We start from the raw sequence: 12,082 nt of genomic DNA on the forward strand, positions 1-12,082 counted from the left end.
GTATGACATCAGGAAGGCCACCGAGATCACGCAGAGATCGATGACCACTTCAAGGATGCGCGTCTTGTGCTGGATGAAGCGGTCGTAGAACCGGCTCTCCCGGGCGTCGGCCGCCTCGACGCCGTCGTGAGGGGCGTAGCGGTAGACCTGCCTCTGTCCGAGGTACAACCCGAATACGGCCAGCACGATGATCGAGATCGTCGTAATCAGGCCGCTGACCACGAGATTGAAGAGGACCCCGAAGATGGCGATGGAACCCAGTGCTCCGCACAACAAATAGAGGCTCACCACCGCCTTCCTCTCCGACATCCCCAGAGCCACCAGCCGGTGCGACGTGTGGTCGCGCCCCCCGACCGAGATCGAGCGGCCCGAGAGGGCCCGCGAGGCGGTCACCAGCAGAGTGTCAAAGATCGGGACGCCCAGGGCCAGTACCGGAATCGCCAGGATGCCGAACAGGTTCGAGGCCTGCTCCCACGATCCCAGGATCGTCGTGCAGGCGAGAGTGAAGCCCAGGAACAGGCTGCCACAGTCCCCCATGAAGATCCGGGCGGGATTGAAATTGAAGATCAGGAAGCCGAGCGTCGCGCCCAGGACCGCCAGCGAGAGCACCGAAATCTCCGGCAGCCCCTGAATGAGCGAGAAGACGAAGGTTGTCAGGGAGGAGATGGCGGCGACGCCGGCCGACAGACCGTCCATGTTGTCCAGGAGATTGGCGGCATTGGTGATGCCGATGATCCACAGCAGCGTCAGGAAGAGGTTGAGGAATGGATTGGGGATCAGGTCGAACTTCAGGCCCGCATAGATCACCACGCAGGCGGCCAGAACCTCGCCGAGGAATTTCGTGGAAGGCTTGATCTGCAGGATGTCGTCGATGATGCCGAGGAGGAACACCAGCGTGCCGCCGATGAGAACCCCGACGGTTTCCTGCCCCAGCTCGGCGAAGCAGAGGACCGCGGCGGTCACGCCGCAGTAGAGCGCAATCCCTCCCATCAGCGGCGTGGGACGCGCATTCCAACGATCGGCTTTCGGCTTGGAGACGTACCCGAGGCGGGTCGCGGAGCGGATCACGATCGGAGTCAGGGCCGTGCAGACCCCGAATGCGACCAGCAAGGCCCCTATGGAAACCATACTTTCCCGCCGGGCCCCTCGAGGCGCAACCCGGCGCCGCTCCCCCTCTCTCGACGCAAGTGCTTATTGTGCGCGGATTTCAGGCCTTAATATACGCTACTTCCTCTCGTATTCAATGACTTTTTCGAGGATGGCGCGGATCCCCAGAGTGGGCTGGTAGCCGATGGCTTTCTGAAGCTTCGAGATGTCAGGTACCCGCCGGGGCATGTCCTCGAATCCCTCCTCGTAAGCTTCGTCGTAGGGAATCTTGACGATTTCGGAGGAGCTATTCGCCACCTCCTTCACCAGCCGGGCGAGGTCCAGGATGCTGATTTCCTTGCCGTTACCGATGTTGTAGACCTGGCCGACGGTGGCGTCGGAGTCCATCAGCCGGACGATGGCCCCGACGACGTCGGAAACATAGGTGAAGCTGCGGGACTGCGAGCCGTCTCCGAATACGGTGATTGGCTCCCCCGACAGCGCCTGGCGGACGAAGCTGGGGATGACCATGCCGTAGCGTCCCGTCTGGCGGGGTCCCACGGTGTTGAACAGGCGGGCGATCACCACCGGCAGGCGCTTCTCCTTCCAGTAGGCGATGGCAAGGAACTCGTCGATCGCCTTCGAGCAGGCGTAGCTCCACCGTCCCTTGGTGGTGGGGCCCAGGACCAGGTCGTCGTCCTCGCGGAACGGCACCCGGGCGCTTTTCCCATAGACCTCCGAGGTGGAGGCGATGAAGACCTTCTTCTTTTTCTTGGCGGCCAGCGTCAGGACGTTCTCGGTCCCCTTGATGTTCGTCTCGATCGTGTTGACCGGGCTCTCCACGATCAGGCGGACGCCGACCGCGGCCGCCAGATGGATCACCACGTCGCAACGATCGATGCACTCGGCCAGCATCGGCACATTCATCACGGTGTCGACCAGGTAGTGGAACCCTTTGGTGCCACGCAGGTGCTCCACGTTCTGAATGCCGCCCGTGGACAGATCGTCCATGACCCACACTTCGTCCCCGCGCTGCAGGTAGGCTTCCGTCAGGTGGGAGCCGACGAAACCGGCGCCTCCCGTGATCAGGATCCGCATGACCTCCCTCTCCTATTCATGGGTTTTTCCGTTCTCGCTGGCGAGCCGGGTGCTGGGCGCCTTCTCCCAGACTACGCCCCGCTCGCCTCGCGCATAATCCAGCATTGCTTTCACCGAGGCCGCATTCACCGCGCAGAAATAGTAAGGCACGAAGCAGATCCTCGGAATCCTCCGGCCGAGCGATTCCAGCAGCGCTCCGGTCCCCGCCAGGACGTAGAAAACCGCCTGCGCCAGCCAGGCGGCGCGCAACAGGCGGGAGTCGGCTGCCGAGGCAACGAACATACCTCCCAGCGCCAGCGGCACCAGCCAGCGCGCCACTTTGTGGGAAAGAATCTGGAACACCGCCCCGCCGGGCAGGGGCCCGCCGCCGGCCGCCGGGTGGCGGTACGTGGCGATCTGCTTGGTGATGATGCGGGCCTTGCGACCGAACTCCTCGCGCACGCTTGCAGCGGCCCTTTCCCAGCAGCGGGCGCGCCGCTCGAACACCACCCGGAACCCCGAGCGCAGGGCGAGCAGCGGATAGGCGACGTCGGCCTCGGCTTCCCGCGGGAGCGGGTGGCAGAGCCGCCGCCGCATGGCGTAAATCGCTCCGTTCCCCACGATGGTGGATCCCAGCCGGCTCTCCAGCTCCTTCAGGAGGTTTTCGTAGCGCCAGTAGAGCCCTTCCCCCAGCGAGGCGTTGAGCGATCCTTCGCGCCGGTATTCCAGGATTCCCATGACACATCCGACGCCGGGATCGGTGAAGGGCGCGACCAGACGCTGCAGCGCGTCGGGATGGAAGAAGGCGTTGGCGTCGGTGAAGACGAAGAGATCCCCGGACAGCTCCCCCAGCACGGCGTTGAGGCAGGCGGTCTTTCCCTCGCGGTCCTGGCGGAACACCAGCTTCACCCGATCGCTGGCGGCCCGGCGCGCGACCGCCTCGGTGGCATCGTTGGAGCCGTCCGAGACCACCACAATCTCCAGCTTCGCCGCGGGATACTCGAGATCCAGGCTGTTGCGGATTTTATGCGCGATGACCGCCTCTTCGTTGTACGCGGGAATAATCAAGGAGACCGGCGGATGGGAGATCGCGCTTTCGCGGTGCTCGTCGGAGCTCGGCGTCCCCTCACCTCGCAGGCGCAGCCAGATCCACAGGAGCGCCGGGTAGCCGAAATAGGCGTAAATCGCCATGACGGCGCATCCCCAGAATATCCAGGCTGCAGGGCTCATCGCTCCACTGGCTCCCAGACCCCCGCTGAGCCGCCGGCGCCCGCGAGGGCGCGCGCCACTCCCCAGCTGGCGGCAAGGTTCACGAGGACAAAGTAATAGGGCAGAAAGAACAGCCGGAACTGCCTGCCGGCCAGGTCCATCAGGTAGCCGGTCAGGGCGAGGGCGTAAAAGGCCCCTTGCGCCACCAGGACCCAGGCGAAGAAAGGATTCTCGTCCGCCAGGACGGCGCTGGAAAGAAGGAGCAGGCCCGCCAGGGGCATGACGAACCACCGCAACAGCCGGTGTGAGAGGAGCTGGAGCGCCACGAGCGGGTCACGGACAGGGTTGAGGAGGTGCCGCATCGACCGCAGCGCCGCGAAGTTTCGGCGGATGATCCGGACCTTGGTGGCCCATTCGGCACGCGCGCTGGTCGCCATCCTCTCCTGAATCCGGGTGCCGGCGTCGTAGAGCACCCGGTGCCGCTGGTCCAGGACGTTGAGAGGGCTCATGAAGTCGTCCGGGAGATTGTCCGGAACGGCCCGGTAGAGATGGCGGCGCATGGCGTAAACCGCGCCGCTCACCACCATGGCGGATCCGATGAGGCTCTCGGCCGTGCGCAGGAAGACCTCGTAGCGCCAGTAGAGCCCCTCGCCGCGCGACACCGAAGTGGTTCCCGGATTCACGTAATGGATCCGGCCGCCCACCAGTCCGACCTCGGGGTCGGCGAAATGGCGTACGAGCCGCTGGAGCGTGTCGGGGTGGTAGAGACTGCCGGCGTCGGAGAAGAGGACGATGTCCCCGGTGAGCGTCGCAACGATCTCGCGGAAGTTCGCGGCTTTCCCCCGGCGCTGCGGAGCCCTCCTCAGCACCACGCCGCGAGTCGCGAACTCGCGGACGACGGCATCGGTGCCGTCGGTCGAAGCGTCGGAGGCGACGGTGATGCGGAGATAGCCCGCGGGATAATCCAGCGCCAGGCTGTTCTCGATCTTCTGCCGGATCACCGCCTCCTCGTTGTAGGCCCCGATGAGGAAGTCCACGCGGGGAAGCTCCTGGCCCGTCCCCGCCTGCAACGGCCGCGGCGCGAGGCGGCCCAGCAGCAGAAGCAGAAGCGGGTAGCCGAAATGGACATAAACCAGCAGGGTCAGCGAGGCCCAGAAAACGCCGGCGGCGATGAGATGCAGCGGAGTGGCATCGATCACGCGGTTCCACCTTCGGCTCCGCCCGAGGCGAGCGCCTGCGACCGGGCGGCACCCTGGGCGCCTCGCCGGCACACGTAGCTCACGGCCATGATCATGGCGAAGTTGGTGTAGACGATGTTCCCCGAGGTGATGTAGATCATGAGCGCCACCAGCGTGATCGTCTCGCAAGCCCTCATGGTCGCGATGTCCAGCGGGTCCGTGGGACTCGCGCGCCCGGCAGCAACGTAGTTCCTGGCCACCTGGAAGATCCAGAGCATCAGCACGAGAAAGCCCAGGGTTCCGGTTTCCGCCAGGGCCTGGATGTAGATATTGTGAGGAGGAAGGTTCCGGAATCCGCGAGCCCCCGGGTTGAACTCGGGACTGATGTAATAGAACCCGAAGTTGCCAAGACCCACCCCGACGATGGGATGTGCTCTCCACATTTTGAGCCCGGCGCGGTTGAAATAGCCCCGGTCGGTGAGGCCCGTCCTGCCGGTAAATATCAGGGTGTTGCGCACGGCGTCGTTGACGTTTTGGAAGCGTTGGTAGAAGACTTTGGGGAGGAAGGGCACCACGGCCACGATCAGGACCGCCATCAGGATCAAGCGGCGGCGATATCGTCGCTCCCGCAAGGTCATCCAGGCGAGCCCCGCCAGCAGCGACAGCACTGCGGCCCGGGAGATCGAGACTACCAGGCCGCTGGCCACGATGGCGCCGAGGATCAGCGCCACCACCCGCTGGCGTCTGGTCTTGCTGTACATGAAAAGGTAGAGGATGATCACCAGGCTCCATGCGCTGATTTCTCCGAGCTGGTTCTCGTTTTCCTGCAGCCCTTTCGCCCGCGCTTCGTGCGCCCCGGCCATGAACTGGAAGATGGCGACCGCGGAGTTCAGCATGGCCATGCTGACGATCAGCCCGAGCAGCAGGCGGAGCTTGCGGAAACTGTCCAGGATGTTCACCAGGAGCAGGCAGAACAGGGCGTTGAAGGCCTGCTTGCGCACCAGGTAGTAGGTCCCTGGCGTGTCCTGCGTGAACGTGAGGGAGTTGACCGTCAACAGCGCGAACAGCAGGATCGGAGGCACCACGTTGGAGAAAACCAGCCCCTTGCGGGTCATGGCGATGAAAACCAGGATGAGCGTGGCGACACCCACGCCCACCAGCTGGAAGAGGGTGTAATCTCCGATGATGAGGGGGAAATAAAGCGCAGCCACGACCGCGAGGAAGCCGTAGACCGGCTGGCGCAGGGTCACGACGATCATGATCGCGGCGGCGCTCAGGATCGGAATGATGAAGACCGGCTGGCCCAGGTAAAGGACGGCGAGAACCGCCAGCCCCACGCCCATGACACCGACGGCTCCCAGGTACTGGCTGCGATCGCCGTGACGGATTCTGTCGGGAACGGAGGACCAGGAAATCGCCCGCATCAACGTCCTTCCGCCGCGAGGGAGCGGTAGCCGCGGCTCAACTCGCGGGCAGGTCGGGCCACCGGCGCCGCATCGTCCAGGTCGCGGCGGTGCCACAGCTCCAGCATCAGGAACTGCCGTTGGATCGCGATCCTCGAAATCCTCATGCCGCCGCCTCGCCCGAGCGCAGCACCAAGCGGGACAGGGCCCTCAGATCCTCGCGCCTCAGAACCAGCGCATCCCTGAGCTTGGAGCGCGTGAGGCGTACGAAGGCCGCGAGAACGACGATGGTCACCAGCGTGTACGACACGCTGGAAGCGAGCGAAGCCCCCAGGATGCCGTAGCGCGGGATCCAGAGGATATTCAGGATCACGTTGGTGACCAGCCCCAGCACCGCCCCCACCGTCACTGGCAACGCCCGCCCGCGCCCCGTCAGGTCGGAGCCCACGACATTCTGCACCGACATCGACAGAATTCCGGGAAGCAGCCACAGCAGCGCGGGGGCCGCCCCCAGGAACGCGGATCCGAAGAGAATCCGGATGACCAGGTTGCGGGAGATCGCCAGAATGCCGCAGAGGACCAGCATCACGTAGAAGGACCTCCGGCAGACGGCGAGCGTCAGGAGATCCCGGGACGGTCCGCTGGAGCTCGCGGTGCTCGGGAACAGCACGTTGCCGAGCGAAAAGGGAATGATCCACATAATCTCCGCCACGGACACGGCCGCGGCGTACAGGCCCGTCTGGGTCAGATCGAGCCAGCTGCGCACCAGGAACATGTCCAGCCTGTAGTTCAAGTAGAGCAGGATCGAGAAGCTGTAGACCTGGAGGCCGTATTCCAGCATGCTCCTCAGAACGTTCCAGCGGACGGCCGGAAGCGCGCCGCCGCCGAAGCGGCGGATGGCCCACAGCGTCACACCCGCCTCGGCCAGGAACTGCGCCAGGATGACGCCGGTCACGCCCATTTGGAGGGGTAGCAGGAAGAGCATGATGAGCCCGAACATCGCCATGGCGCGAACCAGGTCGAACAGGTTGGTCTCCCAGATGCGCATCTCGCCGCGAAACAGCGCGAGCAGGATGAGCATGCCTATCTGCGTCGGAATGGTGAGCGTCGCCAGGACGAAGGCGGTGCTCGGGACGCCCTGCAGAATGGTGGATTTCAGGAAGTGTCCGGCGATTATCGATCCCACCATCCCGACCGCCCCCAGGAGGACCAGCGCCGTCAGCGCGTTGCGTATCACCGCCTGCCGGTCGAAGGTCTTCTGGCCGAGATGGTAGGTGCAGGCAAAGTTGATCCCGAGGGGCGCCAGCATCGCGAAGAGCTGCGGGATGACGAGCGCCGCCGCCAGCTCCCCCTTGCCTTCGGGAAGCAGGATGCGCGCCGTGAGCGCCGCCTGGAAAAAGCCGATTCCCAGGCAAAGGATGCGCGTTGCGAAGCTCGTCACGCTGTCGCGCAGGAAGCCGGTCCCGATTTCCGAGACACGGCCGGGGACGACCCGCGAAGGACCAGGGGAGGGAGAGGGGGATGAGGGCACGACTATTCCTCCGCACCGGCGGGGCGCCGCGGCCGCTTATCCTGCGCGGCCGGCCGCACCGTTCGCCGGGACCTCACGGAGCGTCTGCCCGCCCGGCTCCGGAGCGCTTCGAAAGCACGTAATCGCCGAGAATGAGATGATCCATCCCGGTCATGAAGAAGGTGGAGATCGCGTCCCTGGGGGTACAGACGATAGGCTGCCCCTTCACGTTGAAGCTGGTGTTGATCACCAGCGGGATTCCCGTGATCTTCTCGAACTCGGCGATCAGCCGGTGGAAGCGGGGGTTGGTCTTCGCGCTCACCGTCTGGATCCGGGCCGTACCATCCACGTGAGTGATGCTCGCAATGCGGTCCCGCTTCTCGGGCTGCACGTCGAAGGTGAGCGTCATGAAGGGGGAGACGACCCCGTCGCAGAAGTACTCCTTCACCTTCTCCTCCAGCACCGCGGGGGCAAAGGGACGGAAATCCTCGCGGAACTTGATGGTGGCGTTGATGCGGTCCTTCATGGCCGGATCGCGGGGGTCGGCCAGAATCGACCGGTTGCCCAGAGCCCTGGGTCCGAATTCCATGGCCCCCTGGAACCAGGCCACGATGGCGCCTTCGGCGAGGCGCTCCGCCGCGAAGCGGCAGACATCCGGCTCGTGGCGGTACGGAACCTTGTAGCTCTCGAGGGCCTTGCGGATCTCCTCGTCGGAATACGAGGGCCCCGTGTAGACGTGCTCCATCACCTCGGGACGGATTCCCTTCTCGGCCATCACTTCCAGCGCCGAGCCGATGGCGGTTCCGGCGTCGCTGGCGGCGGGCTGGATGTAAAGGGAGTCGATGAAAGGCAGCGCCAGCAGGCGCTGGTTCATCACGCAATTCAGCCCCACTCCCCCCGCCACGCACAGATTCCGGCTGCCCGTCTGCTCGTGCAGCCAGGTGACCAGATCCACCATCGCCTGCTCCAGGAGCTTCTGCGCGCTGTAGGCCAGATCCATGTGACGCTGCTGCAGCGGCTCGTCCTTCAGTCGCGGCGGCCCGAGCCGCTCGACCAGCTTTCCAGAGTAGATTCCTTCCTGCTTGCTCGGAAAGGGATTCGTCGAGCCCACCGGGACCATGTAGTCCTCGGTGCGCAGGCGGTAGTCGCCGCCCCCGAATTCCAGCAGCCAGGAGAGGTCGATCTCCGATTTGCCGTAGGACGCCAGTCCCATCACCTTGTACTCGTCGTTGTCCCGCTGGAAACCGAGGATCTGCGTCAGCATCGAGTAGAAGATGCCCAGCGAGTTGGGCCGCGGGATGCTTTTCACCATGCGGATTTCGGTCCCCTTCCCGTACGACAGGAAGGTCGACACCGAATCACCCGACACATCGGCGCTGACGATCATGGAGTCGGAGAAGCCCGACACGCGGTAGGCGCTGGCGGCGTGTGCCATGTAGTGCGGGATGAGACGCACCGGGGGGCAATGGCCGAACTTGAAGTTGAAGTAGTCCTTGAGCCGCTTCTCCATTCCCGGGAAGGTCGCGTAGCAGTACGCCACGGCCTCCACGTCGCGGATGGAGATTCCGGCCTGCGCCAGGCACCAGCGCACGGAGTTTTCCGGCAGCCGCCCCTCGGCATGCTTGATCCTCAGCAGCCGCTCCTCTTCCACGGCGGCGATCAGCTTTCCGTCTTGGTACAGGACTGCGGCAGGATCGTGGGTGCCCGATCGCACGCCTCCGCTGATTCCCAGTATGTACATTCCCCCTCTCCCCCGTATGCGGTTACGGCTCGCTTGCTTCGATCTGGTCCTGAAGCTCCTTGACCTGTTTGCGGTACAGAGGCTCATCGGGCTGCAGCTCGACGAGCTTGCGCGCCGGATCCAGGGCCAGCATGGGCCGGTTGGTCCGGCGATAGAAGGAAACCAGCTCGGCCAGCGCGACAATTCGATCGGCGCCGATTTCGGAGGCCCTGGCGTAGGCAGCTTCCGCCTCCCACCACGAGCCGAGCGCCTCGTTGATGCGACCCAGAAGGAGCAATCCTCTGGGATTTCGCGGCTCCAGCTCCATGGCGGCGCGCACCGGCTCGAGCGCCTCGGCGTGACGACCCAGGTCCTCGAGGATCTGGCCCACGCGCAGCAGCAGCTGAACCTTGTCGGCCACATCTTCGGCTTCCGTCGCGGCCGACCTGCGGTACAAGGCAAGGGCCTGCTCGCGGTGTCCCTGCATTTCCTCGCAATACGCCTGCCAGCGGAAGTGGGTGACTCCCGTCCCCCGGCCGGCCTCGTCGAAGGCGGCGCGGGCCAGCGCGTATTGCTCCTGGTTGAGCAGGAAGGCGCCGAGATTGCGCAAAGTCGTCTCCTTGTCGGCGTTGCGCGGCGGAAGCACCGCCCGGCGCATCCCTCGCGCTACCGCCTCCTCTACCTCCGGAGATACTTTGCCTTCCGTCAGAAAGGCATGGCGCTCGAAGTCGCTGACCAGCGTCACCGCTTCGGTGAACTGCTTGAGGGCCATCGATTTCAGGCCGAGCCTCCAGGCCAGCCGCGCAATTTCACCGCGCTGGTAGACGGCATTCGGATCCAGTTGAACGGCTACCTCCATGGAGCGCAGCTGCAGCAGCTCTTCAATCTCCAGGTTCGACTCCCGCGGCCCGGTCAGCTGCTCCAGGGAATAGACGCGCTGCTTCTGGTTCTCGGGCTTGAGCAGCTCGAAGAAATCACCCGCTCCGGACCAGACCTCGGCCCGCAGGGGCGCTTCCTCGATCTGAGCCGCCACCAGCCGGCCGCACTGCCTGGCACAGGCCTGGAGGGAGACCCGCAGCTGCGCTTCCCGGGCGCGCGGACTCTCGAGCGCCACGAACAGGGCCTCGCGCAGGCCGCGTCGCGCTTCCAAGGTGGCGAATCCCCAGGATGCGGCGCGCTCGAAAGCCGCGGTGGCGTCGCGGATGTCTCCCTTCCAGAAGGCTGCCTCACCCGCTTTGATTGACTGTACCGCCCAGAGACGCGCGCCACACCAGGACCAAACGGCGGCCAGAAGGAGGGTCGCGATCACACCGCGGCTCGCTCGTCTGTAGGTCACGCCCTCCCCCCAAGGCGATCCCATGAGGCGCCCGGATTCTTCGAGGTTCCAAGAAGCGGAGCCCTAAATATACGGGATCGGTGCGTTGGTTGCAACGTCAAACTCGCGCCAGTCAAGGACTTCGCAGGATCGCTCCGGTCCGGGCTTTCATGCGGCGTCCGTCTTCTCCGCCGGATGGCCGGCCAGGAGCAATCCGCCGAGCAGAGTAAAGAGCAATCCATTGGAAGGAATCTGCAGATTGAATTCCACCAGGCTGTGGACCAGCAGCACCATCACGGCGAGCGCGGCTCCGAGAAGTACCGGCTGCTGGTCGCGCCAGGGGCCCGCGAGAAGCGGGCGGAGTCGGTGCCGGAAAAGGAATCCAAGCCCCACCAGGAAGATTGTGAAGCCGATCAGGCCGCTCTCACAAATCACTTGAAGATAGTCATTGTGAGCCTGCTCCCAGATCTCGGTCTCGCCGTAAGTCTTCTTGTAGGGATAGCTCAAGGCGAAGGTCCCGAGCCCTGTTCCGGTGACCGGATTCAACCGGATCATGTCCAGGACTCCCCTCCAGGCGCGGACGCGCATTCCGAAGGAGGGCTCGACCCGCGACGCCGCGGGAACGTCCTTACCAAAGAAGGTGATGTATCCAGCGATCACAGCGCCGCACACCAGAAGGGGCGCAATCGCGACGAGGATACGGGCGGTGCCGCGCCGCGCCGAAGGGTCTCCCAGCCGCAGGGCCTGGAGTCCGAAGTAAACGCAGCCGACGAGTGCCAACGAGAACATTCCCCCACGCGAGTACGCCAGCACCAGCGCAACCAGCATCGGGAGCAGGAGGAACAGCCCGAGAACCACCCGCGGGGCGGCGGAGCGCAGGGTGCGACGCCGGCGCCGGCGGGTGGACCCGAATCCCGCCTCGCGCAGGACCAGGCCACAGCCCAGCGGCAGTGCCATCTCCACGAGTCCAGAGAAATGATTGCTGTTGACGAAGGGGCCGAAGGGGTGCCCCTGATACACGGGGACGACCCAGAGAATCTTGCCGTTCCAGCTGAAGTACTGAAGGATTCCCTGTAGCGACAGACCCGATCCCAGCACGAGGACGAACCAGGGAAGCCTTCGCTCCAGCGCCCTGGGAGGAAGGCAGGCCACGATCAGCAATGCGAAGGCCGCGTAGGCAAGGAAGCGGCTCAGCCAGAGAGCCGTCTGCCATGGATACCAGGAGATAGGGCGCCATCCCGGGCGAAGGAGCATCACCCCTTCCAGGCCCGTCTTCTCGTCGGATCGCGCCTGCAGGGATTCATGCGAATCATCGTTGCGGTTCTTGAGGAACGCCTCGAGATCGGCTTCGGATGCCGATCCCGCATAGCCCGGCAGGAAGCGCTGGTAGGCGGCATGGGTGCCGGGACTCAGGATCCCGAGAACCGCGGGCGGGAGCGGAAGAACCTGGAAAAGCGTCCAGGCGACAAAAGCGAGGACAGGCCAGGCAACCCAGCGCGGCAACCGATACCCCTCGCGCCACAGGCCGAGGCCGAAAGCCGCCAGGAACAGGGTGAAGCAGGCGGCCTCCATGAGCGTCGTGGC

Annotated in this window: 10 protein-coding genes; all 10 read right to left on the reverse strand. The window is 64.8% G+C overall.

Going from position 1 to position 12,082, the window contains the following annotated elements:
- On the reverse strand, window positions 1–1,110 hold a 1,110-nt coding region (locus VFW45_12670; GenBank protein HEU5181635.1), incomplete at its 3' end, for an MraY family glycosyltransferase.
- A gap of 114 nt (window positions 1,111–1,224) precedes the next feature.
- Window positions 1,225–2,184 carry a GDP-mannose 4,6-dehydratase gene (locus tag VFW45_12675; GenBank protein HEU5181636.1) on the reverse strand — a complete coding sequence of 320 codons (960 nt, stop codon included), beginning with the start codon at window positions 2,182–2,184 and terminating at the stop codon, window positions 1,225–1,227.
- A gap of 12 nt (window positions 2,185–2,196) precedes the next feature.
- A complete protein-coding gene (locus VFW45_12680) occupies window positions 2,197–3,393 on the reverse strand; it encodes a glycosyltransferase family 2 protein (protein ID HEU5181637.1) in 1,197 nt (398 codons plus the stop codon).
- Complete coding sequence (locus tag VFW45_12685) at window positions 3,390–4,571, reverse strand: glycosyltransferase family 2 protein (protein HEU5181638.1); 1,182 nt, start codon at window positions 4,569–4,571, stop codon at window positions 3,390–3,392. The genes VFW45_12680 and VFW45_12685 overlap by 4 nt, the downstream gene beginning before the upstream one ends.
- Window positions 4,568–5,974 (reverse strand): O-antigen ligase family protein, encoded by a 1,407-nt coding sequence (locus VFW45_12690; protein ID HEU5181639.1) that lies wholly within the window; start codon window positions 5,972–5,974, stop codon window positions 4,568–4,570. Before VFW45_12690 ends, VFW45_12685 begins: the two co-directional genes overlap by 4 nt.
- Window positions 5,974–6,120 carry a hypothetical protein gene (locus tag VFW45_12695; GenBank protein HEU5181640.1) on the reverse strand — a complete coding sequence of 49 codons (147 nt, stop codon included), beginning with the start codon at window positions 6,118–6,120 and terminating at the stop codon, window positions 5,974–5,976. Before VFW45_12695 ends, VFW45_12690 begins: the two co-directional genes overlap by 1 nt.
- On the reverse strand, window positions 6,117–7,484 hold the full coding sequence (locus VFW45_12700; GenBank protein ID HEU5181641.1) for a polysaccharide biosynthesis C-terminal domain-containing protein: 1,368 nt from the start codon (window positions 7,482–7,484) through the stop codon (window positions 6,117–6,119). The genes VFW45_12695 and VFW45_12700 overlap by 4 nt, the downstream gene beginning before the upstream one ends.
- 73 nt (window positions 7,485–7,557) lie before the next feature.
- On the reverse strand, window positions 7,558–9,204 hold the full coding sequence (locus VFW45_12705) for a carbamoyltransferase C-terminal domain-containing protein (GenBank protein ID HEU5181642.1): 1,647 nt from the start codon (window positions 9,202–9,204) through the stop codon (window positions 7,558–7,560).
- Window positions 9,205–9,226: 22 nt separating this feature from the next.
- Window positions 9,227–10,519 (reverse strand): hypothetical protein, encoded by a 1,293-nt coding sequence (locus tag VFW45_12710; protein HEU5181643.1) that lies wholly within the window; start codon window positions 10,517–10,519, stop codon window positions 9,227–9,229.
- 147 nt (window positions 10,520–10,666) lie between these two features.
- Window positions 10,667–12,082 (reverse strand): O-antigen ligase family protein (locus VFW45_12715; GenBank protein ID HEU5181644.1); only part of this gene is annotated, 1,416 nt, incomplete at its 5' end.

It is taken from the genome of Candidatus Polarisedimenticolia bacterium (assembly GCA_035764505.1).
Lineage (GTDB): Bacteria > Acidobacteriota > Polarisedimenticolia > Gp22-AA2 > AA152 > AA152.

Bases quoted from the DNA above. Each gene is read 5' to 3' on its own strand.
- VFW45_12675 (HEU5181636.1), bottom strand. From the start codon at position 2,184: ATGCGGATCCTGATCACGGGAGGCGCCGGTTTCGTCGGCTCCCACCTG.
- VFW45_12705 (HEU5181642.1), bottom strand. From the start codon at position 9,204: ATGTACATACTGGGAATCAGCGGAGGCGTGCGATCGGGCACCCACGAT.
- VFW45_12690 (HEU5181639.1), bottom strand. From the start codon at position 5,974: ATGCGGGCGATTTCCTGGTCCTCCGTTCCCGACAGAATCCGTCACGGC.
- VFW45_12680 (HEU5181637.1), bottom strand. From the start codon at position 3,393: ATGAGCCCTGCAGCCTGGATATTCTGGGGATGCGCCGTCATGGCGATT.
- VFW45_12695 (HEU5181640.1), bottom strand. From the start codon at position 6,120: ATGAGGATTTCGAGGATCGCGATCCAACGGCAGTTCCTGATGCTGGAG.